We start from the raw sequence: 22,106 nt of genomic DNA on the forward strand, positions 1-22,106 counted from the left end.
TCCATAACCGGTTCCGCCGGCTTGGTGCGTCAGGGTGCCCGGCACGTCCACCGGTAAGCTCAAACACATGCAGGAGACACAGACGCCGCCCCATCGAAAGCGGGCGCGCCTCGTCGTGCCGAGCCGTAGCGACCGGTTCCTCAGGAACTTCACCGAACTGATCGGCGGGCCCATGGGCCACCGATCTGCCCCCGGAATAGTCTCCCCCGGTTTCTTCACGGTGGAGCGCGTGCTCATCATCCTCACCGTCCTGGCCGCCCTGCTGGGAATCGTCATCAAGGACTACTGCCGGGTGAACGGATGGGAGACGCCGTCCCAGTTCTACTCCACGTGCTATTCCGACTTTCCGGAACTGTTCCGCAACCGCGGGATCGGCGATGGGGCGTTCCCCTTCGTTACTCCGGGGACGTTGTTTGAATACCCCGTGCTAATGGGGATCATCGCCGGGATCACGGCCCTGCTGGTCCCGGGCCAGGGCGTCACCGATGCCCGGATCCTCGGATACTTCGACGTCAATGCCACCCTGATCACTGCTGTCTGGATCGTCACGGTCCTGGCAACCGCGCGGATGACCCGGAAGCGTCCCTGGGATGCGGCGATGGTGGCACTGGCGCCGGGAATCGTCCTCGCCGGCGTGATCAATTGGGACATGTGGGCCGTGGCCCTGCTGGCACTCGGCATGTATTTCTTTTCAAGGGAGCGGCTGGTCCTCGCCGGGATCCTGATCGGCTTGGGGACGGCCACGAAGCTCTATCCCGTCCTCGTCTTCGGCGCGATCTTCCTGTTGGCCCTGCGTACCGGAAAAATCCGCGCCTTCCTGGTCACGGCAGCGGCCGCCGCCGTTGCCTGGCTGGCTGTGAACCTGCCCGTTGCGGTACGGGACCCCGCCGGCTGGGAGTATTTTTTCGAGTTCACCCAGGAGCGCCCCGCCGGGTTCAGCTCGCCGTGGTTCGCCTACAACCTGGTGGCTGAGCGCGTCCGGTGGACGCCCCTGACACCCGAAGCGATCAACACGCTGGCCCTGAACGTATTCCTTGTGGCTTGCGTCCTCATTGCTGTCCTGGCCCTGGCCGCCCCCCGGCGCCCGCGCCTGGCGCAGCTGGCCTTCCTGATCGTTGCGGCTTTCATCCTGACCAACAAGGTGTACTCCCCGCAGTTCGTGATCTGGCTGGTCCCCCTGCTGGCGCTTGCGCGGCCGAAGTGGCGCGACTTCCTGATCTGGCAGGGCATCGAAGGGCTGCACTGGGCTGCGATCTGGATGTATCTTGGCCAAGTGACCAGCGGTGGCGTTTCACAGCACAACATCGACATGCCCTACTACGTCCTGGCCGTGGCGGCACATATGCTCGCTACTGCATATTTAATGGCGCGCGTTGCCTGGGACATCTGGGACCCGCGTTACGATCCCATCCGCCGGCACTTCATGGACGATCCGCACGGCGGGCCGTTCAACAATGCTTCAGACTGGATCCGGGTGGATCTGGTGCGCCCGTCGGCGTCCCTGGTGCCCTGGCGGGCAGGCCTCCGCGATGGCTGACGTCGCCGTTGTCGGCTCTGGCCCCAACGGGCTCGCCGCAGCCGTGGTGATGGCCAGGGCGGGGCTCAAGGTGCACGTCCATGAGGCAGCCCAGGACATTGGCGGCGGAACCCGGACCTCCGAAGTCATTGAGGAGGGCCACTGGCATGACGTGTGTTCGGCCGTTCATCCCATGGCACTGGCCTCGCCGTTTTTCCGGGCCTTCGAGCTGCAGCGCCGGATCGAACTAAAGCTTCCCGCCGTACAGTTCGGTTCGCCGCTGGACCGCGGCCGGTCAGCACTGGCATACCGGTCCCTGGACCGGACGGCTGACGAACTGGGGCGTGACGGCCATGCCTACCGGAGGCTCATTGCTCCTCTCGTGCAGCACCTCGACGGCATCGTGGAAACAGCGTCGGATCAGCTCCTGCGGGCTCCAAGTCATCCGCTGGCCGCCGCGATCATGGGCCTCCGAACGCTGGAACAGGGCTCCCCGCTGTGGAATTTCCGATTTCGGGAAGACCGGGCACCGGCCCTGCTCACAGGCGTGGCCGCCCACGCCGTGTCCCGGCTGCCTTCTCCCGCGTCGGCCGGCGCGGGCCTCCTGCTCAATTCGCTGGCCCATGCCCAGGGCTGGCCCATACCCGTGGGCGGGTCGTCGGCGATTGCGGCTGCCTTGGCCGCGGACATCGAGGCTCACGGGGGCGTGATTGAAACGGATTCCTTGGTTTCAACGCTCTCGGAGCTGGAGCCCGCCAAGGCCGTCCTGTTGGACGTGGCGCCGCCTGCCCTGGCGCGCATCGCCGGGGCGCGGCTGCCGGCGGGATACCTTCGCTCGCTGGAGGATTTCCGCTTCGGCAATGGCGCGTGCAAGGTGGACTTCATCCTCTCCGGGCCGGTGCCGTGGGCCGGGCCCGGCCTGGATGATGCCGGCACGGTCCACGTCGGTGGCACGCGTGCGGAGATAGCCCAGGCCGAGGCGGACGTTGCCCAGGGGAAGCACCCGGAACGGCCGTATGTCCTGGTGTCGCAGCCGTCCCTGGTCGATTCCGGCAGGGCGCCGGCTGGCCGGCACATCCTGTGGAGCTACTGCCACGTTCCGGCCGGGTCCACCGTGGACATGGGGCAAGCGGTCATGGACCAGCTGGAACGCTTCGCACCCGGATTCCGGGACGTCGTGGTCAGATACAAGGTGACAACGGCGGCGGAGCTGGCGGCCTACAACCAAAACTACGTCGGCGGGGACTTCAGCGCCGGGCTGCTGGACATCCGCGGGCTGCTGCAGCGCCCGGTGGCTTCCCCCGTCCCGTGGCGCACACCTGCCCGCGGCGTTTACCTGTGTTCGTCCTCCACGCCCCCCGGGCCAGGCGTGACGGGCATGCCCGGCTTCCACGCGGCGAAGTATGCACTAAGGGACATATTCGGACTGGCTATGCCGCGTTTGGGCCTCTGAGCCGCCGCCCGTCCGCGTTCGCGCCCGGGGCGGGTCGTGTGACCGGCACTGGCCCCGGAAAGGGGCATAATAGCGCGGTGGGGAACTCTAAAAAACTTTCACTTGCCCTTATTGGTCTCATTTTCGGCGCCTCCCTGGTGGCGTGCGACGACGGCCGCGGCGGAGCCGACGCCGCGGCCAAGCAGCTTGCCTCGGCGGTGGCAGGGCTGGACCTCCGTCCCGTGGCGTTCGACGGCCGTGATTCCGGGGTTGCGAACGACCAGCTGCAGCAGGTCTTCAAGGCCCTCGCGCCTGAGAAGCCGTCCGTGGAAGCCGGGCAGCTGCAGCTCGACGGCGACACGGCCCGCGTTCCGCTCAACTACAGCTGGAAGATCGCAACCGGCGAGTGGAAGTACACCGTTTCCGCTGACCTCCGGAAATCGGGAGATAAGTGGCTGACAGTCTGGTCTCCCGGCATGCTGGTGCCCGACCTTGCCGAGGGCGAGATCCTGAGCAAGGCCACGCAGACCCCGCAGCGCGCCGATATTCTGGGCGCGCAGGACACCCAGCTGGTCACCTATCGTCCCGTGGTCAACGTCGGCATCGACAAGCCGCAGCTTGGCACGGCCGATGCCGCCGATGCCGCCACCAAGCTGGCCAAGCTGGTGGGCGTTGATCCGGCCGCCTACGTGCAGCAGGTAGAGGCGTCCGGAGCAGAGGCCTTCGTTCCGGCCATCACCCTCCGGGATACCAGCGGCCGCACCGTTACTGATGCGCAGATCGAAGCCATTCCGGGCGGCCGGGCCATCAAGGACAAGTTGCCCCTCGCTCCCACGCGGAACTTTGCCCGCGCCGTGCTCGGCACCGTGGGCGAGGCCAGCGCGGAGCAGATCGAAAAGTCCGACGGCGCCCTGACCGCCGGCGACGTCACCGGGACCGGCGGCCTGCAGCAGCAGTACGACGCCCAGCTCCGGGGCAAGGACGGCATTGCGGTCCGGGTGCAGCGCGCGGACCTCACCAAAGAAGAAATCCAGGCCGCCCAGACGGATCCGAGGCGGACGGTGTTCGAGATCCAGGCCACCGCGGGCACGCCGCTGAAGACCACGCTCGACCTCAAGCTGCAGCAACTCGCCGAGGACACCCTCGCCGACATCAAGCCTGCCTCCGCGATCGTGGCGCTCCGGCCGTCCACCGGAGCCGTGCTGGCCGCGGCTTCGGGACCCGGAAGCAACGGCTACAACACCGCCATGCTGGGCCAGTACGCGCCGGGGTCCACGTTCAAGGTGGTGGATTCGCTGGCCATGCTCCGCAACGGGTTCACCCCGGATTCAAAGGTGGAATGCACGCCCACCCTCACCGTGGACGGGCGGAAGTTCAAGAACGCGGAGGGCTATCCCGCCGATTCGCTCGGTTCCGTCACCCTGCGTGATGCGTTTGCGCACTCCTGCAATACGGCCTTCATCTCGGTGCGGGAAAAGGTGTCGCAGGCGCAGCTCGAGTCGGCAGCGACGTCGCTCGGAGTGGCCGTTGAGGCGCCGAAGCTGGGTGCGGAGGCCTTCCTTGGCTCCGTCCCGGGCGAGGCCGAGGGCACCGACCACGCCGCGGCCATGATCGGGCAGGGAAGGGTCCTGATGTCGCCGCTCGCCGCGGCCATCATGGCCGGATCCGTCGCGAAGGGCTCGCCGGTCTCGCCCTGTCTCTTATACACATCTAGATGTGTATAAGAGACAGCCCCGGGCGCGTCACCCGCGGCAAGCGGTGCGGCGGGCACGCAGCCCGCGGAAGGTGCGTCGCCGTCGTCGACCGTCACCGCCGAAGCACCGGCCAAGTCCGCCGAGACGCCCATCACCAAGGCGGAGGCCGCCTCGCTGGCCGACATGATGCGCGCAGTGGTGACGTCCGGCCACGCCGGCTTCCTGGCCGAGGTGCCGGGCGAGCCTGTGGGGGCCAAGACCGGCACCGCGGAGTTCGGAAATGCCAACCCGCCCAAGACCCACGCCTGGATCATCGCCGTGCACGGCGATCTGGCTGTGGCCGTCTTCGTGGAAGACGGCGGCCTCGGCGCCACAACGTCCGGGCCGCTCCTGAAGAAGTTCCTGACAGCTGCCGGCTGACGGAGCGTTTTGGGCCCCGGCTGACCGGGCGGGCGGGGCCCGGGCAGGCGCCGTGGGAAGATGGACGGCGTGGCCCATATTGACGTTTCCGGCATTGACTACTTCCTCTCCGACGGCACCCAGCTGCTGAACGGGGTGACATTCAAAGTCCCGGACGGCACCAAGACGGCGCTCATCGGGCCCAACGGCACCGGCAAGACCACGCTGTTCCGGATCATCGCCGGCGACCTCACGCCTGACGAGGGTGTCATTGGCCGCTCCGGGAACATGGGCATCATGCGCCAGTTCGTCGGCCAGGTGCGGGACGATTCCACCGTCAAGGACCTCCTGGTGTCCGCCGCCCCTCCCGGGCTTGCCGCCGCCGCCCGCGCCGTCGACGACGCGGAACTCGCCATGATGGAGCACGACGACGAACCCACCCAGATGGCCTACGCCCAGGCGATCGTGGACTGGGGAGATGCCGGCGGCTACGACGTTGAGACGGTCTGGGACGAAGTCTGCATGGCCGCGCTGGGACTGCCGTTTGACCGCGCGCAGCACCGCCCGGCGTCGAGCCTTTCCGGCGGCGAGCAGAAGCGCCTGGTGCTGGAGGCACTCTTCGCCGGCCCCGACGAGCTGCTCCTGCTGGACGAACCGGACAACTACCTGGACGTCCCGGGCAAGCGCTGGCTGGAAGGCAAGCTCAACGAGTCAAAGAAGACTGTCTTCTTCATCAGCCACGACCGCGAGCTCCTGAACAACGCCGCGGGCCGCATCGTCACCCTCGAGCCGGGCATCAACGGAGCCGGCGCCTGGGTCCACGGCGGCGGCTTCGGCTCCTACGTGGAGGCCCGGGCGGACCGCAACGCCCGCTTCGAGGAGCTGCGCAAACGCTGGGACGAGGAGCACGTGAAGCTCAAGGAACTCGTCAACATGTACAAGAACAAGGCGGCGTTCCGTTCCGACATGGCCAACCGGTACCACGCCGCCCAGACCCGCCTGGCCAAGTTCCTGGAAATCGGGCCCCCGGAGGCGCTGCCCATCGAGCAGAACGTGCGGATGAGGCTCAAGGGCGGCCGCACGGCCAAGCGCGCCGTGGTGGCGGAAAAGCTTGAGCTGACCGGCCTGATGAAGCCGTTCTCCACCGAAATCTGGTTCGGCGACCGCGTGGGCGTGCTGGGTTCCAACGGCTCCGGGAAGTCCCACTTCCTGCGCCTGCTCGCCACCGGAGGCACCGATCCGGAACGCGAGCACCTGCCGGTGTCCGACGTCGAAATCGCCGAAGTGCCGCACGAGGGGACCGTGAAACTCGGCGCCCGTATCCGCCCCGGCTTCTTTGCCCAGACCCACGTCCGCCCGGACCTGCTGAACCGTACCCTGCTGGATATCCTGCACCGCGGCGACGAGCACCGCTCCGGCCTGGGCCGCGAGGCCGCGGCTGGTGCGCTGGACGGCTACGGGCTCGCGGGGCAGTCGGAGCAGAAGTACGAATCCCTGTCCGGCGGCCAGCAGGCCCGCTTCCAGATCCTGCTGCTGCAGCTGTCCGGAGCCACCCTGCTGCTCCTGGACGAGCCGACCGACAACCTGGACCTGCACTCGGCCGAGGCGCTGGAGCGGGCGATTGACCACTTTGAGGGAACCGTCCTGGCGGTGACGCACGACCGCTGGTTTGCCCGGACCTTCGACCGCTTCCTGGTGTTTGGCTCCGACGGCAGGGTGTACGAGTCCGCCGAGCCGGTCTGGGACGAGAAGCGCGTGGAACGCGCCCGGTAAACCGGGCGCTGCGGCCCCGCCGGCGGGGCATCGATAGAGTTGTCGGATGACGTCCACCCAGCAGCTCGCCGACCGCCAGGTATCCGCCGCAGCGGTGGCAACCTTCATCATTTTCGGCGCGAACGGCCTCGTGTTTGCCAGCTGGGCCGCCCGGATTCCGGCTGTCACGGAGATCCTGCACATATCCTCCGGCCAGATGGGGACGCTCCTGCTGTGCACTGCAGTGGGTTCACTGATCGCCCTGCCCACCGCCGGTCTGGTGATCAACCGTATCGGCACCGCCAACAGCGTCCGTGCGGGCGGTTTCCTGGCCGCGCTGGCTGGGGTGGGTATCGCGGTATCGCTGCTCGCGGAGTCCGTTCCGGGCACGGCGGTGGCCCTTTTCTTTTTCGGCATGGGCGTCGGGCTGTGGGATGTGTCCCAGAACGTTGAAGGGGCCGACGTCGAGCACAGGCTCCGCCGGACCGTCATGCCCAAGTTCCATGCGGCGTTCAGCGGCGGGGCCTTTGTGGGTGCGCTCATCGGGGCCGGACTGTCCGGCATCGGCGTGGGTCTGCCCCAGCACCTGCTGGTCATCGCCGCCGCCGTGGCCGTGCTGACCTTCGTCACGCCCCGGTACTTCCTGCCGCATGCCATTCCCGACCAGCCTGCCGACGGTGAGCCCAAGCCCGCCCGCGGCCCGTCCGCCTGGCGCGACGGCCGCACGCTCCTGATCGGCGTAGTGGTGCTTGGCGCGACGCTGACCGAAGGCGCAGGCAATGACTGGATCGCCAAGGCGGCGGTGGACGGACTCGGAACCTCCGAATCCACCGGTGCCCTGCTCTTCGCACTGTTTGTCCTGGCCATGACCGCGATGCGCTTCTTTGGCGGCACGTCCATCGACAGGTACGGGCGGGTGGCCGTGCTGCGTGCCAGCATGGCCGCAGCCGCGGCCGGTCTGGGCCTGTTCGTCTTCGCGGGCAACATCTGGCTGGCGGCCGTCGGAGCGGCGCTGTGGGGAGTGGGGGCCGCCCTCGCGTTCCCGATGGGAATGTCCGCCGCGGCCGACGACCCCAAGCACGCGGCCGCAAGGGTCTCGGTGGTCTCCACCATCGGCTACGTGGCGTTCCTGGCCGGGCCCCCGCTGCTCGGCTACCTTGGCGACCTCACGGGGATCCACCTGGCACTCCTCGCGATCGGGGTGCCCATCCTGGTTGCCCTGCTGCTTGCCGGCGCCGCCAAGCCGCTGTCCGCCAGGCGGTGACGCGGCCGGCGGTGACCCGCCGATAGCGGGTTCGGACCGCACGCCTCCCCTCCGGCAGCCACTGAACCTCCGTGCCCGGCGGGCTACCCGGCGGTAGGGTGGGGCAATGCGAAGAATGCTGCGAAGGGGACCCGGCTGGGTGGCCGGACTGGACCGAACGCTGATGCGGGCGGTGTCGGCCTTTCCCGGCGGGCACCACGACACCTTCTTCCGCAGGCTCTCCGCCGCAGCCAACAATGGCAAGCTCTGGTTCGGCGTAGCCGCCGTGGCAGCTGCTATTCCCGGACGCACCAGGCGCGCCGCGGTTCATGGCCTGCTAGCCCAGGGCGTTGCCTCCGCCGTGACCAACCTCGTTTTCAAAACCGTGCTGCCCCGCAGGAGGCCGCTGCCGGAGCACCTGCCCGTGTTCCGCTTTGTGAACCCGCAGCCCACCAGTTCATCGATGCCGTCCGGCCATTCAGCCTCGGCCATTGCCTTCGCCCTCGGCGCGGGCTTCGTGCAGCCGGTCCTGGGTGCGGCGGTGGCGCCGGTGGCGGCCGGAGTTGCCTACTCCAGGGTGCATACCGGCGCGCACTGGCCGTCCGATGTCCTCTTCGGTTCGGCGATTGGAGCAGCGTCAGCCTTCGTGACGAGGAAATGGTGGCCCGTCCGGCCGCCGTTTCCACCCACGACGCGCTGCGAGGTGGAGGCGGCGGCAGTCCCCCGCGGCGAAGGCCTCAGTATCGCCGTGAACACACTGGGCGGGTCGTTCACCGAGGAAACTTCGGCAGCGTTGCTGGAAGTATTCCCGCAAGCGCATATAACGACCATTGCGCCGGACCAGAACGTCGCCGCCCTGATGGAGGCTGCGGCGACCAGGCCCGGCACCCGTGCGCTGGGCGTTTGGGGAGGTGACGGAACGGTGGGCACTTCGGCTGCGGCCGCCGTCGCCCACGACCTTCCCCTGCTGGTGCTGGCGGGCGGAACACTCAACCATTTCGCCCGCGATGCCGGGACCCCCACGCTCACCGAAGCGGTGTCGGCCGCAGCGAAGGGCGAGGCGGCACTGGCTGACGTTGGCGCGGTTGCGGTGGAGCGGGGGCTCGCCGATGACCCGGAAAACGTGGAGCTCATCATGCTCAATACCGCCAGCATCGGGTTGTACCCCAACCTCGTGCGGCGCCGCGAGCACCTCCAGCCCGCCCTCGGCAAACCCCTGGCCGGGGTGGTGGCGATGTTCCGCACGTTCGCGTTGGAGAAGCCCACCACGCTCACGGTGGACGGCGTACGCCACAAGCTGTGGATCATGTACCTTGGCCGGGGCCGCTACTACCCCCGTGACCACGCCCCGCTGGTCCGTCCCGTGCTGGACGACGGCGTCCTGGACGTCAGGATGATCACCGCCGACGAATCCTTCGCCCGCCTCCGCCTGCTCTGGTCTGTGCTGACCGGCACCGTGGCAACGTCCAAAATCACCCACCTGGCCGAGGCCACGCGGGTACGGATTGAGTCCGATTCGGGCCCGCTGGTGCTCGCTGTGGACGGCGAAGCCATGCCGGGGGTACGCGCCGCGGAATTCACGCTCAAGCGCGGCGCGCTCCGCTACTACTCTCCGCACAGCGACGGCTGACCTCCGCCCCCTCATCCGATCGGATGAGGGGGGCTACCCTGATTCGCCCCTGAATCATCCCTGAGACCGGCGAATTCGGCTGTCCGCGTCGGTAGCGTGGAACGTGCACACCAGACAGCATCCCGCAGCTACGCAAAGGAACGCTTCCATGATCGAGGCACAAGGCCTGACGAAGGTCTACGGCGACAAAACCGCCGTCGGCGGCGTCAACTTCACTGTCCAAGCCGGCCAAGTCACTGGCTTCCTGGGCCCCAACGGAGCCGGCAAATCAACCACCATGCGCATGATCATGGGGCTGGATACGCCGACGGCGGGAAGGGTCACCGTGAACGGCGTCCCGTTCGCGCGCCACGTCGCGCCGCTGCGTGAGATCGGGGCGCTGCTGGACGCTAAGGCCGTCCACACGAGCCGCTCCGCCTACAACCACCTGCTGGCCATGGCAGCCACCCACAGCATCCCAAAGAAGCGCGTCCACGAAGTCATCGAGATGACGGGCCTGGCGGACGTCGCGCGGAAGAAGGTCAAGGGCTTCTCGCTCGGCATGGGGCAGCGGCTGGGCATCGCCGCCGCGCTCCTGGGCGATCCGCAGACCATCATCCTGGACGAGCCCGTCAACGGGCTGGACCCGGAAGGCGTCGTCTGGGTGCGCAACCTCGTCAAGTTCCTGGCCTCGGAGGGCCGCACCGTGTTCCTGTCCAGCCACCTCATGAGCGAGATGGCCCTGACCGCGGACCACCTGATCGTGATCGGCCGCGGCAAGATCATCGCCGACGCCCCCATCAAGGACATCATCACCGGCAAGGGACAGAGCCGCACGCGCGTCCGCACGGACCAGCCGGACCAGCTCATGCATGCCCTCGCAGGAGCCGGCGTTTCCGTTGAAGTGCAGGACTACGAACTCCTCGAGGTCAAGGGGCTCGATCCGCGCCGGATCGCCCGTACTGCCCTCGACAACCACGTCATGGTGTACGAACTCACTCCGCTCCAGGCCAGCCTTGAAGAGGCCTACATGGAGCTGACCAAGGACGAGGTCGAATACCACTCGCTGATCACCACGGGAGCCCCTGTTCCCGCCCAGTCCGGAGGCCACCAGTCATGAGCTCAACCACCTTGGATTCCACCCCTTCCCGCCGCGGCGCGCACACTGCAACCGGTGCTGCCCCTAGCGATGCGGGCCGCCCGGCCGGCGCCGGCATCGGTCCCGGCCCCACATTCTTCCGGGTGCTGAACTCCGAATTCATCAAGTTCCGCACCCTGCTGTCCACCCTGATCCTCCTCGCCTCCACGGCCGTGGTCATGGTCGGGTTCGGTGCGCTGTCAGCCTGGGGAACAGGCCAGTTCGCGGACGCGGCAGGTTCCGACCCCCAGGCGGCCGAAGCCATCGCTGCCCAGGGCGGCGATCTGGCGGTCACCGTGCCAACGTCCGGCATCGCCTTCGCGCAGCTGATCCTGGGGTCCCTCGGCGTGCTGCTGATGAGCTCCGAATTCACCACCGGCATGGCCCGCTCCACGTTTGCTGCCGTTCCGAAGCGGCTCCCGGCGTTTGTCGCCAAGCTCGTAGTGGTCATGGTCAGTGCCTTTCTCCTGACGGCGGTGTCCACTTACGTGGCCGGCTTGGTCTCGGTGCCGATCCTGGACAACTACGGCCTCAAACTGGACCTTGCCAGCTCGCAGTCGGTCAAGCTGCTGCTCGTCAACAGCGCCTACGTAGCGGCCGTGGCAGCGATCGGCATGGCGCTCGGCACCATCGTCCGCAACTCGGCCGGCGGCATCATGAGCCTCGTGGGCCTGTTCTTCGTGGCGCCCATTGCCTTCCAGCTGATCCCCGGCGACTTCTTCGTGGAGGCCCGCAAGTACCTGCCCGGAAACACCATCAGTCCGCTGACCGCGGTGGAACACGTTCCGGAGACGCTCGAAGTCTGGCAGGCCGCCCTGGTACTGGGCGCCTGGGTGCTGGTGCCGGTGGTCCTGGCCATGGTCCTGCTCAAGAAGCGCGACGTATAGTCCCTGTCTCTTATACACATCTAGATGTGTATAAGAGACAGTTTCCGTGAAGGACGCGCCAGCCGGCCCGGCTGACGCGTCCTTCGCCGAGATCGCCGCCCGTCGGCGCGGCCGCGTGCGCCGGTACCTGCACCGGCATCCGCGGGTGATGGATGCGGTGGTGGTGGCCTGCTACGTCCTGCTGGTGACGCCCACAGTAGTGGACTCCGTGACGGCCGGTGGCTGGCTGCCGCGCGCGCTGCTCGCCGGCGTCGCGCTTGCCCTGTACTTCCGGCGGCAATATCCCGTCCCCGTAGTGGCCGTCATCGCGGCGGTGGAAGTGGCGGTCACCCTGCTGCATCCGTGGGGTTCCAACGTTTCGGCGGGGCTGTGGTTCTCGCTCTACGCGGTTGCCGTGGTGCACACCCGGCGCTTCGCCCTGGTCACGCTGGCCCTTGTGACCGCGCCGCTGGCGCTGCTGTACTTCTTCGCGGCGGTTGGCCCGCTGGAGCGGGAACTGCCGCGCTCCGCGGCGTCTCCGGAGGAATTCCAGCTCATCTCGAGCATCGCCGCGGGCACCAGCATCGCGCTCTCCAACGTCATTGCCACGGGAATCGGGATCTCGGTGCGCCAGCGCAGGGAGCACGAGCAGGAGGTCGCGGCCTGGGCCGCGCAGGCCGCACGGCTCGGCTCCGTCAACGAGCGGAACCGGATAGCGCGGGAGATGCACGACGTCGTGGCGCACTCGCTGACCGTGATGATCACGTTGTCGGACGGAGCCGCCGTCGTGGTCCGGAAGGATCCGGAACGTGCCGCGGACGTGCTGGCCGAGTTGTCCCGGACCGGGCGGACCGCCCTGGCGGACATGCGCCGCGTGCTGGGCGTCCTTCGCGATGACACGGCCGCCGGACAGGCGCCCCGCGAACCGCTGGCAGCCGGGGACAGCCTCGCCAAGCTGCTCGACGGCTTCCGCACAGCGGGCCTGCCGGTCCACTACTCGCACACGGGCCCGGCGCTGCCGGAGGACGCTGCCTTCCAGCTCACCGTGTACCGGATCGTGCAGGAGTCGCTCACCAATGTCCTGCGTTACGGCCGGGCACTGAGCCGGGTGGACGTCCTGGTGGTCCGGGACGATTCCACCGTCACCATTGAAGTGATCGACGACGGCAGGGGCACCGCCGAGGGCTCCGCCGGCACGGCATCCCCCGGTTCCGCGTCCCTTGGCACCGGAACACACGGTGCCGGATCCCTTGGATCCGGACAGGGCCTGCCGGGGATGAAGGAACGCGCCGGAATCTACGGCGGTACCGTGGAGGCGGGCCGTGCCGTCAACGGCGGGTGGCGCGTGCGGGCCGTGCTGCAACTGAACGGAAACAAGGGGGACGAATGAACGACGACGGACGCATCCGGGTTCTGCTGGTGGATGACCAGCCGCTGCTTCGAATGGGCTTTCGCCTGATTCTTGAGGGGGAAGACGACCTCGAGGTGGTCGGCGAGGCGTCCGACGGAGCGGAGGCGATTGCCCGGGTGCGCGAGCTCACCCCGGACGTGGTCCTCATGGACGTCCGGATGCCGGTCCTCGACGGCATCGAGGCGACCCGCGCCATCGCGGGCTCGGGCGCCTGCTCGCGGATCATCATCCTGACCACCTTCGACCTCGATGAATACGCCTTCGCCGGCCTGCAGGCAGGAGCGTCGGCCTTCCTGCTCAAGGATGTGGCGCCCGCCGACCTGGTCCGGGCCGTCAGGGTGGTGGCGAGCGGCGACGCCGTCGTGGCCCCCCGCATCACCCGGCGCCTGCTGGAAACGTACGTCCGGGGCAACGGGGTGCCCGCAGATGCGCCCTCCGCTTCGCCGGGCCACCGTGATCCGCTGCTCGAGGACCTCACGCCGCGGGAGACCGAAATGCTGGAGGCGATGTCCGAGGGTCTGTCCAACGCGGAGATCGCGCACAGGTACTTCCTTTCAGAAGCCACGGTGAAGACCCATGTGCGGCGGATCCTCACCAAGCTGCACCTCCGCGACCGGGTGCAGGCCGTGGTTTATGCCTACGAGACCGGCCTCGTGACACCGAGCAACCCGGATTACTGACCCGGACTGCTGACCCGGCACGCGCACAGCCTCCACACAGGATGGCCCTATACAGGCCATAGCTGCCTCGAGTTTCATGGAGCCATGACTCCTTCACCCCGCACCCCCGGCCGGCAGGACGCTCCGCATGAGCCCCACCCCAACCACGACCGCGGCCTCGAGTTCGACCTCTCCACGCTGATGACCCGCCGGTCCCTGGGGATGTTCTTTGGGGCAGGCACGGCGGCAGCTGCGCTGGCGGCGTGCACACCGGGCGGTTCCTCCGGTTCCGCAGCCACCACCGGAACGTCGTCCGCGTCCGCCGGATCCACAGCTGTCTCTTATACACATCTAGATGTGTATAAGAGACAGGCGCCGGCGGCCTCCGCGTCGTCCTCCGCCGCCGCGTCCCCCACGGTGACCCGGGCGATCGCCGAGTGCAGCGTGGAGATCCCGCAGGAGACAGCCGGGCCCTACCCGGGCGACGTGTCCAACGGGCCGAATGCACTCGAGGCGTCCGGCGTGGTGCGGCAGGACATCACCTCCAGCTTCGGGACGTCGACCACGAAGGTCGACGGCGTGCCGCTCACCGTCACGCTGACGCTGCTCGACAACGCCAACGGCTGTGTTCCGCTGGCTGGCGCCGCCGTCTACGCCTGGCACTGTGACCGGGACGGAAAGTACTCCCTGTACGATTCCGGGCTGGAAAACGAGAACTACCTCCGCGGCGTGCAGGAGGCAGACGCCAACGGCCAGGTCACGTTCAAGACCATCTACCCGGGTGCCTACAACGGCCGCTGGCCGCACATGCACTTCGAAGTCTTCCAATCCATGAACAACGCCACGGCGGCCGGGCAGGTGCTCGCGGTCTCGCAGATCGCGCTGACCGACGCTGCCTGCAGGGAGGTCTACGCCTCTGCCGGCTATGAGACCAGCGCCCGGAATTTCCCCAACACCACGCTGAAGTCGGACAACGTCTTCGGCGACGACGGCGGCATCTACCAGCTGGCCGCCATGTCCGGTTCCGTCTCGGCCGGCTACACGGCGGGCCTGAACGTCACCGTCTAGGCCGTCTCCGTCCAGGGCGGCGCTAGACTCGGAGCCATGCCTCTCCACACCTCTGCCGCAGACCACATCCGGGACCTCGGCGACTATGTCAGCGCCGCGCCGTCGAGCTTTCACGCCGCTCACGAAGGTGCCCGGCGGCTGGAGGCGGCCGGTTTCACCGGCCTGGATGAGCTGCAGGCCTGGGATGCTGCCGCGGGCAAGTATTATGTGATCCGCGACGGCGCCCTGATCGCGTGGGTGACGCCGGAGGGCGCGGGCCCCACCACGGGCTTCAACATCCTCGGCGCGCACACCGATTCGCCGTCCTTCAAACTCAAGCCCAAACCCACCACGGGCAGGTTCGGGTGGCTGCAGGCCGGCGTGGAAGTCTACGGCGGGCCCCTGCTGAACTCCTGGCTGGACCGCGAACTGCAGCTCGCCGGGCGCCTCGTCATGCTCGACGGCACCCAGCACCTCACCGCCACCGGCCCGCTGCTGCGCTTTCCGCAACTGGCCATCCACCTGGACCGGGCTGTAAACGACGGACTCACCCTGGACAAGCAGCAGCACATGAACCCGGTGTTCGGGCTCGGCGATCCGGCCGGCGAGGACCTCCTCGCGCTGCTGGCCGAGCGGGTGTCAGGCAACGGCGCCGGTCCGGGCCGCGGCGCCGCAGGGGGCGGGGCGCCGGTTGATCCGGAACAGATCGGCGGGTACGACGTCGTCATTGCAGACACGCAGCCACCCGCGGTTTTCGGGGCGAAGAGCGAGTTTTTCGCCTCCGGGCGGTTGGACAACCTTTCGGCCACGCATGCCGGACTGGCGGCGCTGATTGCGCATGCGGATGCGAATGGCCAGAGCCCGGCGGTTTCAACAGGCTCAACCAGCGGGTCCGGACCGGCGCCGATCGCCGTGCTGGCGGCCTTCGACCATGAGGAAATCGGGTCGGCCTCGCGCTCGGGGGCGTGCGGGCCCGTGCTCGAAGACGTCCTGGTCCGCATCTCGGACGGACTGGGTGCGTCGGCGAGCCAGCGGCGGCAGGCGTTTGCGGCGTCGTTCTGTGTCTCTGCCGACGCGGGCCACGCCGTCCATCCCAACTATCCTGAGCGGCACGACCCCGTTAACCGGCCCGTTCTCAATGGCGGCCCGCTGCTGAAAATCAATGCCAACCAGCGGTATGCCACCGACGCCGCGGGCGCCGCACTCTGGGCCCGGCTGTGCGGCGAGGCCGGCGTCCCCTACCAGGAGTTCGTCTCCAACAACGTGATGCCCTGCGGCTCCACCATCGGGCCGCTGACCGCGACCCGGCTGGGCATCCGGACCGTGGACGTGGGCGTGCCCCTGCTCTCCATGCACTCGGCAAGGGAGCTTTGCGGGGTGGAGGATCCGCACCGCCTCGCCCGCGTCACGGAACTGTTCTTCGGCATGCCCGCGGAGCCGTAACCGGCGCGGCCGAACATTTCAGCCCCGTTACAGAATTGTCCTCTGAACAACACTTGTTGCTTAGTTATGCCTGCGGCTGGGAGAATGTCCGTTTTCGGGGCTTGTAAACTGTGTCACTGCACAGCCCGGTCCGACCGATGGCTCCTTTAGTGTGAAACGCACATGTGGTCCGCGGCACACGCCCCAAACCGGCCCGACCCCACCCCAAGACCTGAAATCAACAAGAGGACGGCGCATCCATGCACGCTGACCAGCAACTCTCAAAATCCCTGAAACCCCGGCACCTGTCCATGATCGCCATCGCGGGCGTCATCGGCGCCGGGCTGTTTGTGGGTTCCGGCGCCGCAATCCAGCAGGCAGGTCCGGGCATCCTGCTGGCATACATGGCCGCGGGGATCGTGGTCATCCTGGTGATGCGGATGCTGGGCGAAATGGCCGCCGCCAATCCCGAGACCGGGTCCTTCTCCACCTACGCGGACAAGGCACTGGGGCGCTGGGCGGGCTTCAGCATCGGCTGGCTCTATGCGTGGTTCTGGATCATCGTGCTGGGCATCGAGGCCACCGCCGGCGCGGCCATCATGCACCGCTGGGTGCCGGGCATCGACCAGTGGGTCTGGGCCCTGGTGCTCATGGTGCTGCTGACCCTGACCAACCTCGGCTCGGTGAAGTCCTACGGTGAATTCGAGTTCTGGTTCGCTTCCATCAAGGTCACCGCGATCGTCCTGTTCCTCATTTTCGGCATTGCGGCGATCCTGGGCCTGATCCCGGGGGTTCCGGCCCCCGGCATCAGCAACCTGATCGAGAACGGCGGCTTCCTGCCGAACGGCCCGGGAGCCGTGCTGGCGGGAATCCTCGTGGTGGTCTTTTCCTTCTTCGGAGCCGAGATCGCCACCATCGCCGCCGGCGAATCGGAAAACCCCGTGGACGCCGTGAAGAAGGCCGTGAAATCCACCGTCTGGCGCATCCTGGTTTTCTACATCGGTTCCATTGCCATCGTGGTCACCCTGCTGCCGTGGAATTCCGCCACCGTCGCCAAGAGCCCGTATGTCGCCGTCATCGAGCTGTTCGGCATCCCGGGGGCCGGCACCATCATGGACATCGTGGTGCTCACCTCGGTGCTGTCCTGCCTGAACTCCGGCCTCTACACGGCCAGCCGCATGCTCTTCTCACTTTCCCGCCGGGGTGACGCACCCAAGTCCTGGATGAAGATTTCCAAGCGCGGCGTGCCCGCTGCGGCTGTGCTGGCCTCCACGGTGGTCGGCTTCATCACCGTGGGACTGAACTACATCGCCCCGGACACGGTATTTCTGTTCCTGGTGAACACATCCGGTGCCATCGCCCTGTTCGTCTGGCTGGTGATCGCCGCTTCACAGCTGATCCTGCGCCGCCGCATGGGAGCGGCAGCCAAGGATCTTGAGCTGAAGATGTGGCTGTTCCCGTACCTGACCTGGCTGTCGATCGGCAGCATCGTTGCCCTCATCATCGGCATGATGATCCTGGATTCCACCCGTGAATCGCTCCTGCTGTCCATCGCCCTGGCCGCCGTCGTGGTGGGTATCGGCCTGTGGCGCTACCGCAGGGGCGGTACAGAGGCCGTCCCGGCAGGGACTGGCGCTCCGGCCGCAACGGCCGCTCCCGAGGTTGAAGGCGTCGGCGCGGGGACCGGGCCGGCGTCGTAAGTTCTCCGCAACCGCTTTTGCTCCAACACGAGACCGCCTGTCCGGCGGGCCCACCAAGGCCCGGGACGGGCGGTTTTGTCGTCCCGGGTGGATGGGCCGCGCGGTGGATGGGCCCCGCGCCAGGGCCGGCCCGGCCTGGTTCAGCCCTGGCGCGGGGCGAACATGATCACGGCCACGCCGGCCAGGCATACTGCGGCGCCGATGACGTCCCAGCGGTCCGGCCGGAAGCCATCCAGCACCACGCCCCAGGCCAGAGAGCCCGCGATGAAGACCCCTCCGTAGGCAGCCAGCACGCGGCCGAAGTTTGCATCGGGCTGAAAGGCGGCCACAAAGCCGTAGATCCCCAGGGCCACCACGCCCAGCCCCGCCCACCACCAGGCCCGGTCCTCACGCACTGACTGCCAGATCAGCCAGGCGCCGCCGATCTCTGCCACGGCGGCCAGCGTGAAAAGAAGCAAGGATTTCAGCATCGTCATGGCTCCAGTATTCCGTCCGGCTGGAGTTATCCACATGGCCCTGCCGGATGCTGGCCACGATCCAGGCCGGAACATAGATTTGCTGGGACAGCGGTACTCGGACAGAAACTGGACGGCATGGCACAGCAGCACCCTTTAGCCGGCATCTCCGCCGAGCCGGCCAGCCGCCCTCCGCCCGGCCCGAATCGCGGAAACCCGCTCCGATGCACTAAGATATTGAAGTCTGTGCTGCGCCCTGCCTCCGTTTTGGCTGCCGGGTGCGCACGGCATCGCAAATGAACCTCCTGTTACGGAAATGCCGTAACCGCTTAGCCCAAAGGAGGTGGGTTCACATATGCGTCCTTACGAATTGATGGTAATCATCGACCCCGAGGTCGAAGAGCGTACCGTAGAGCCGTCGCTTCAGAAGTTCCTGAATGTCATCACCAACGATGGTGGAACCATCGAAAAGGTTGACATCTGGGGCCGTCGTCGCCTCGCCTATGACATCAAGAAGAAGTCCGAAGGTATCTACGCCGTGGTGAACTTCACCGCCAAGCCGGAAACCGCCAAGGAACTTGACCGCCAGCTGAGTCTCAACGAGACCATCATGCGCACCAAGATCACCCGCCCCGAAGAGCAGAAGGTCGTTGCTGAGTAATTTCAGCTCCCGGCTTTTATTCTTTACCCCGCAGGAACGAACAAGGAGGCAGTAGATGGCAGGCGAAACCACTATTACGGTCATCGGTAATCTCACCAATGACCCCGAACTGAGGTTCACACCGTCAGGTTCGGCAGTAGCGAACTTCACCATCGCTTCCACGCCTCGCACCTTCGACCGCCAGTCCAATGAGTGGAAGGACGGGGAAACCCTGTTCCTCCGCGCATCGGTGTGGCGCGAAGCAGCCGAAAACGTCGCCGAGTCCCTGACAAAGGGCATGCGCGTGATCGTAAATGGCCGCCTGAAGAGCCGTTCCTACGAAACAAAAGAAGGCGAAAAGCGCACCGTTATCGAGCTCGAAGTCGATGAAATCGGCCCGAGCCTGCGCTACGCCAACGCCAAGGTCAACCGCACCCAGCGCTCCGGCGGTCAGGGTGGCCAGGGTGGCTTCGGCGGAGGCAACAGCGGCGGTGGATTCGGTGGCGGCCAGGGTGCAAACCAGGGCGGCAACGCCGGAGGAACCTGGGGCGGCAACCAGCCCGCAGCAGCGCAGGAAGACCCTTGGGCCACGCCCGGGGTCAGCAATGCGGGCGGCAGCTGGGGCAACGGCCCGGATTCCGAACCTCCCTTCTAAAACAACAAATTAAAGGTCCGACGCCGGAACCGCCCGGGTGCCGAAGGCACCATGGTGAATGCCGCCGGCGGACCACCACCATCCCGTGGATCAATATCCACGGGCTCCATAGAATAGGAGCTCCACGATGGCTAAGGCTGAACTCCGTAAGCCCAAACCAAAGTCCAACCCCTTGAAGGCCGCTGACATCACTGTCATCGACTACAAGGACGTAGCATTGCTGCGCAAGTTCATCTCCGACCGCGGAAAGATCCGCGCCCGTCGCGTCACTGGCGTCACGGTGCAGGAACAGCGCAAGATCGCCCAGGCAATCAAGAACGCCCGCGAAGTTGCTCTGCTGCCTTACTCCGGCGCTGGCCGCGGCTAAGGAAGGGATTAACTAACATGGCAAAGCTCATTCTGACCCACGAAGTAACCGGTCTCGGTGCTGCTGGCGACGTTGTCGAGGTCAAGGACGGTTACGCACGTAACTACCTGCTGCCCCGCAACTTCGCCCTGACCTGGTCCAAGGGCGGCGAGAAGCAGGTTGAGTCCATCAAGGCTGCCCGCGTTGCCCGCGAGCACGCTTCCCTGGAAGACGCTCAGAAGCAGGCCGCTGCACTCTCCGCCAAGCCGGTCAAGCTGGTCGTCAAGGCCGGCGAGACCGGACGCCTGTTCGGCACCGTCAAGCAGGCCGACGTGGCCGACGCTGTTGAGGCCGCTGGCCTTGGCCGCATCGACAAGCGCAAGGTTGAACTGCCGGCACACATCAAGTCGGTCGGTTCCTACCAGGCCAACGTCCGTCTTCACGACGACGTTGCCGCTGTGATCGAACTCGACGTAGTCGCAGGTAAGTAGCAGTTCCGGCTTCACGCCAGAGCGCTACGCAGTCCTGAACCGCTGGCAGCCCCCGCCGTCGGATTCCTCCGGGAAGCCGACCGCGGGGGTTGCCGCGTTAACCACCCGACGGCTGCTCAGGCCCGGTGAACGACGGTGGTGCAGTAGCGGTAGCCGAGCACGATGAGCTCGGCCAGCACCGCCTCGTCCACGTCAGCGAGTTTATTGACGTACAGGCAGCCCGCGCCCGTCCTGTGCTTGCCGAGCCGGGCCAGCAAGTCGGCGGACTCCGGCGAATTGGTCAGGCCGTACAGCGAAAGGCTGGCTCTCCGGGGCGAAAACCCCACGGCCGGCATGTCACCCTCGCGGCCGGTGGCGTACTTGTAGTGCACCCTGCCGAAGCCCACGATCGTGGGCCCCCACATCTCGGGCTCCTCGCCGGTCAGCTCCGCCATGAGGTCCCGCAGCCGGAGTCCGTCCCGACGCCGGACGGGGTGCTCCACCCCGGCGACGAATTCGTCCGCCGAAGCTCCGGTCACCTGCGTCTGGTTCTCCGTCATGGAGGCAGTCTACTTGCCTCGAATACGGCCGTGCGGGGCTAGGCCACGCGGCGCGTTCCGCCGGCAAGAGAGGCAGTTGACCCCGCCACTGTGGACGCTGGTAACCTGCAGCGGTGACCGATGAAACCGCCCCAGCCACCCGCCGTCGACCTTTCACGCAGGTGGACGTCTTCACGAGCGAACCGTACCGCGGGAACCCGCTGGCCGTCGTCGTCGATGCCGGTGGGCTTGACGCCGGGCAGATGCAGCAGTTCGCGAACTGGACCAACCTTTCCGAAACAACCTTCCTGCTCCCCCCGACGAAGCCGGAGGCGGACTACCGCGTCCGCATCTTCACCGGCAGCGAGGAATTTCCCTTCGCCGGCCACCCGACCCTCGGCTCCTCGCACGCCTGGCTCGAGGCCGGAGGCCGGCCGCAGCAGGAGGGAGTGCTCGTCCAGGAATGTGGCGCCGGCCTCGTGCGGGTGAAGCACGACGGCGGCAGGCTCGCTTTCGCGGCTCCGCCGCTGACGCGTTCGGGGCCGGTGTCTGAACCCGAGCTGCGCAGCATTGCCCAAGGCCTCGGACTGCCCCGCGAGGCGCTGCTGGACGCATCCTGGCTGGTCAACGGCCCTGACTGGATCGGCGTGCTGCTGGAGTCCGCCGAACGGGTGCTGGCCATCCGGCCCGCCTACGCGGCCATGGAAGGACTCAAGATCGGTGTCATCGGACCGCATGCCGCAGGTGCTGGCGCCGACTTCGAGGTCCGGACTTTCATCCCCGGAGACGCTGTGGCGGAAGACCCCGTCACCGGCAGCTTCAACGCAGGAGCCGCGGAGTGGCTGATCGGCACCGGCCATGCGCCGTCGTCGTACGTGGCCGCGCAAGGTACCGTGCTTGGACGCAAGGGGCGCATCCACATCGACGCCGAGGGCGGCGACATCTGGGTGGGCGGCAGCTCAGTGACGTGTATCCGGGGGACCGTGGACCTCTGAACGGCGCGGAGCGGTGACGGGCGCGAGCACGGGCGCGAGCGGCCCCTCGCGAGCGGCGGAATAAATGCGAAGTCCCCTGGGTTGAGCAGGTAGATGCAAACGCATGTACTGTCACTGG

At 67.2% G+C, this 22,106-nt stretch carries 20 protein-coding genes and 1 pseudogene; 18 read left to right on the forward strand and 3 right to left on the reverse strand.

The features are described from left to right. Nucleotides 1-67 precede the first annotated feature (67 nt). The 8 genes and pseudogenes from B1A87_RS18465 to B1A87_RS18500 all read left to right on the forward strand — a co-directional run bounded on the left by B1A87_RS18465 (nucleotide 68) and on the right by B1A87_RS18500 (nucleotide 11,670). A complete protein-coding gene (locus tag B1A87_RS18465) occupies nucleotides 68-1,537 on the forward strand; it encodes a glycosyltransferase family 87 protein (RefSeq protein WP_078028472.1) in 1,470 nt (489 codons plus the stop codon). Further along, entirely contained in the window at nucleotides 1,530-2,969 is a 1,440-nt protein-coding gene (locus B1A87_RS18470) for an NAD(P)/FAD-dependent oxidoreductase (protein ID WP_078028412.1), read from the forward strand. Before B1A87_RS18465 ends, B1A87_RS18470 begins: the two co-directional genes overlap by 8 nt. A 77-nt stretch (nucleotides 2,970-3,046) precedes the next feature. Next, nucleotides 3,047-5,062, forward strand: a pseudogene (locus tag B1A87_RS18475) (penicillin-binding transpeptidase domain-containing protein). A 69-nt stretch (nucleotides 5,063-5,131) separates the two neighbouring features. Further along, on the forward strand, nucleotides 5,132-6,814 hold the full coding sequence (locus B1A87_RS18480; RefSeq protein ID WP_078028471.1) for an ABC-F family ATP-binding cassette domain-containing protein: 1,683 nt from the start codon (nucleotides 5,132-5,134) through the stop codon (nucleotides 6,812-6,814). Nucleotides 6,815-6,860: 46 nt separating this feature from the next. Then, nucleotides 6,861-8,057 (forward strand): MFS transporter, encoded by a 1,197-nt coding sequence (locus B1A87_RS18485; protein WP_078028410.1) that lies wholly within the window; start codon nucleotides 6,861-6,863, stop codon nucleotides 8,055-8,057. 106 nt (nucleotides 8,058-8,163) lie between these two features. Then, nucleotides 8,164-9,666, forward strand: a complete 1,503-nt coding sequence (locus B1A87_RS18490) for a bifunctional phosphatase PAP2/diacylglycerol kinase family protein (protein ID WP_078028409.1) — start codon at nucleotides 8,164-8,166, stop codon at nucleotides 9,664-9,666. 148 nt (nucleotides 9,667-9,814) lie between these two features. Next, nucleotides 9,815-10,765 (forward strand): ABC transporter ATP-binding protein, encoded by a 951-nt coding sequence (locus B1A87_RS18495; RefSeq protein WP_078028408.1) that lies wholly within the window; start codon nucleotides 9,815-9,817, stop codon nucleotides 10,763-10,765. Continuing rightward, nucleotides 10,762-11,670, forward strand: a complete 909-nt coding sequence (locus B1A87_RS18500; protein ID WP_185982361.1) for an ABC transporter permease — start codon at nucleotides 10,762-10,764, stop codon at nucleotides 11,668-11,670. The genes B1A87_RS18495 and B1A87_RS18500 overlap by 4 nt, the downstream gene beginning before the upstream one ends. A gap of 10 nt (nucleotides 11,671-11,680) precedes the next feature. Here B1A87_RS18500 and B1A87_RS24210 read toward each other — a convergent pair whose 3' ends face one another. Further along, nucleotides 11,681-11,809, reverse strand: coding sequence for a hypothetical protein (locus B1A87_RS24210; protein ID WP_260680948.1), 129 nt, complete (start codon nucleotides 11,807-11,809; stop codon nucleotides 11,681-11,683). A 9-nt stretch (nucleotides 11,810-11,818) separates the two neighbouring features. On the opposite strand from B1A87_RS24210, the gene B1A87_RS18505 reads away from it, so the two are divergent. The 5 genes from B1A87_RS18505 (at nucleotide 11,819) to B1A87_RS18525 (ending at nucleotide 17,888) form a co-directional block, all read left to right on the forward strand. Continuing rightward, nucleotides 11,819-13,039 (forward strand): sensor histidine kinase, encoded by a 1,221-nt coding sequence (locus B1A87_RS18505; RefSeq protein WP_260681072.1) that lies wholly within the window; start codon nucleotides 11,819-11,821, stop codon nucleotides 13,037-13,039. Next, complete coding sequence (locus B1A87_RS18510) at nucleotides 13,036-13,740, forward strand: response regulator transcription factor (RefSeq protein ID WP_078028406.1); 705 nt, start codon at nucleotides 13,036-13,038, stop codon at nucleotides 13,738-13,740. The genes B1A87_RS18505 and B1A87_RS18510 overlap by 4 nt, the downstream gene beginning before the upstream one ends. Before the next feature lie 84 nt (nucleotides 13,741-13,824). Further along, nucleotides 13,825-14,787 (forward strand): intradiol ring-cleavage dioxygenase, encoded by a 963-nt coding sequence (locus B1A87_RS18515; protein WP_144275875.1) that lies wholly within the window; start codon nucleotides 13,825-13,827, stop codon nucleotides 14,785-14,787. Nucleotides 14,788-14,823: 36 nt separating this feature from the next. Beyond that, on the forward strand, nucleotides 14,824-16,209 hold the full coding sequence (locus B1A87_RS18520) for a M18 family aminopeptidase (RefSeq protein ID WP_078028404.1): 1,386 nt from the start codon (nucleotides 14,824-14,826) through the stop codon (nucleotides 16,207-16,209). A 239-nt stretch (nucleotides 16,210-16,448) separates the two neighbouring features. Then, nucleotides 16,449-17,888, forward strand: a complete 1,440-nt coding sequence (locus B1A87_RS18525) for an amino acid permease (RefSeq protein WP_078028403.1) — start codon at nucleotides 16,449-16,451, stop codon at nucleotides 17,886-17,888. 140 nt (nucleotides 17,889-18,028) lie between these two features. Here the strand turns inward: B1A87_RS18525 and B1A87_RS18530 are convergent, their stop codons facing one another. Further along, nucleotides 18,029-18,364, reverse strand: a complete 336-nt coding sequence (locus B1A87_RS18530; protein WP_078028402.1) for a YnfA family protein — start codon at nucleotides 18,362-18,364, stop codon at nucleotides 18,029-18,031. Nucleotides 18,365-18,698: 334 nt separating this feature from the next. Here B1A87_RS18530 and rpsF point away from each other — a divergent pair, with 334 nt between their 5' ends. From rpsF to rplI, 4 genes are all read left to right on the forward strand, one after another. After that, nucleotides 18,699-19,004: a 30S ribosomal protein S6 gene (gene rpsF / locus B1A87_RS18535; RefSeq protein ID WP_015939036.1), complete on the forward strand. Its 306-nt coding sequence runs from the start codon at nucleotides 18,699-18,701 to the stop codon at nucleotides 19,002-19,004. A gap of 55 nt (nucleotides 19,005-19,059) precedes the next feature. Then, nucleotides 19,060-19,638 carry a single-stranded DNA-binding protein gene (locus tag B1A87_RS18540; RefSeq protein ID WP_078028401.1) on the forward strand — a complete coding sequence of 193 codons (579 nt, stop codon included), beginning with the start codon at nucleotides 19,060-19,062 and terminating at the stop codon, nucleotides 19,636-19,638. A gap of 127 nt (nucleotides 19,639-19,765) precedes the next feature. Continuing rightward, complete coding sequence (gene rpsR, locus B1A87_RS18545; protein WP_003800144.1) at nucleotides 19,766-20,005, forward strand: 30S ribosomal protein S18; 240 nt, start codon at nucleotides 19,766-19,768, stop codon at nucleotides 20,003-20,005. Nucleotides 20,006-20,022: 17 nt separating this feature from the next. Further along, a complete protein-coding gene (gene rplI / locus B1A87_RS18550) occupies nucleotides 20,023-20,475 on the forward strand; it encodes a 50S ribosomal protein L9 (RefSeq protein WP_078028400.1) in 453 nt (150 codons plus the stop codon). A gap of 116 nt (nucleotides 20,476-20,591) precedes the next feature. On the opposite strand, the gene B1A87_RS18555 is transcribed toward rplI, so the two are convergent. Continuing rightward, nucleotides 20,592-21,014: a DUF1801 domain-containing protein gene (locus tag B1A87_RS18555; protein WP_078028399.1), complete on the reverse strand. Its 423-nt coding sequence runs from the start codon at nucleotides 21,012-21,014 to the stop codon at nucleotides 20,592-20,594. A 113-nt stretch (nucleotides 21,015-21,127) separates the two neighbouring features. Between B1A87_RS18555 and B1A87_RS18560 the strand changes: the two genes are divergently transcribed. Then, nucleotides 21,128-21,988, forward strand: a complete 861-nt coding sequence (locus B1A87_RS18560; RefSeq protein WP_185982362.1) for a PhzF family phenazine biosynthesis protein — start codon at nucleotides 21,128-21,130, stop codon at nucleotides 21,986-21,988. Nucleotides 21,989-22,106: the final 118 nt, after the last annotated feature.

The sequence above is a fragment of the Arthrobacter sp. KBS0703 genome, assembly GCF_002008315.2.
In the GTDB taxonomy this organism is placed as follows: Bacteria; Actinomycetota; Actinomycetes; order Actinomycetales; family Micrococcaceae; genus Arthrobacter.

Coding starts and splice junctions, on each gene's coding strand:
- B1A87_RS18465 (WP_078028472.1), top strand. CDS start 68: ATGCAGGAGACACAGACGCCGCCCCATCGAAAGCGGGCGCGCCTCGTC.
- B1A87_RS18470 (WP_078028412.1), top strand. CDS start 1,530: ATGGCTGACGTCGCCGTTGTCGGCTCTGGCCCCAACGGGCTCGCCGCA.
- B1A87_RS18485 (WP_078028410.1), top strand. CDS start 6,861: ATGACGTCCACCCAGCAGCTCGCCGACCGCCAGGTATCCGCCGCAGCG.
- B1A87_RS18490 (WP_078028409.1), top strand. CDS start 8,164: ATGCGAAGAATGCTGCGAAGGGGACCCGGCTGGGTGGCCGGACTGGAC.
- B1A87_RS18495 (WP_078028408.1), top strand. CDS start 9,815: ATGATCGAGGCACAAGGCCTGACGAAGGTCTACGGCGACAAAACCGCC.
- B1A87_RS18500 (WP_185982361.1), top strand. CDS start 10,762: ATGAGCTCAACCACCTTGGATTCCACCCCTTCCCGCCGCGGCGCGCAC.
- B1A87_RS24210 (WP_260680948.1), bottom strand. CDS start 11,809: ATGCCGGTGCAGGTACCGGCGCACGCGGCCGCGCCGACGGGCGGCGAT.
- B1A87_RS18505 (WP_260681072.1), top strand. CDS start 11,819: ATGGATGCGGTGGTGGTGGCCTGCTACGTCCTGCTGGTGACGCCCACA.
- B1A87_RS18510 (WP_078028406.1), top strand. CDS start 13,036: ATGAACGACGACGGACGCATCCGGGTTCTGCTGGTGGATGACCAGCCG.
- B1A87_RS18515 (WP_144275875.1), top strand. CDS start 13,825: ATGACTCCTTCACCCCGCACCCCCGGCCGGCAGGACGCTCCGCATGAG.
- B1A87_RS18520 (WP_078028404.1), top strand. CDS start 14,824: ATGCCTCTCCACACCTCTGCCGCAGACCACATCCGGGACCTCGGCGAC.
- B1A87_RS18525 (WP_078028403.1), top strand. CDS start 16,449: ATGCACGCTGACCAGCAACTCTCAAAATCCCTGAAACCCCGGCACCTG.
- B1A87_RS18530 (WP_078028402.1), bottom strand. CDS start 18,364: ATGACGATGCTGAAATCCTTGCTTCTTTTCACGCTGGCCGCCGTGGCA.
- rpsF (WP_015939036.1), top strand. CDS start 18,699: ATGCGTCCTTACGAATTGATGGTAATCATCGACCCCGAGGTCGAAGAG.
- B1A87_RS18540 (WP_078028401.1), top strand. CDS start 19,060: ATGGCAGGCGAAACCACTATTACGGTCATCGGTAATCTCACCAATGAC.
- rpsR (WP_003800144.1), top strand. CDS start 19,766: ATGGCTAAGGCTGAACTCCGTAAGCCCAAACCAAAGTCCAACCCCTTG.
- rplI (WP_078028400.1), top strand. CDS start 20,023: ATGGCAAAGCTCATTCTGACCCACGAAGTAACCGGTCTCGGTGCTGCT.
- B1A87_RS18555 (WP_078028399.1), bottom strand. CDS start 21,014: ATGACGGAGAACCAGACGCAGGTGACCGGAGCTTCGGCGGACGAATTC.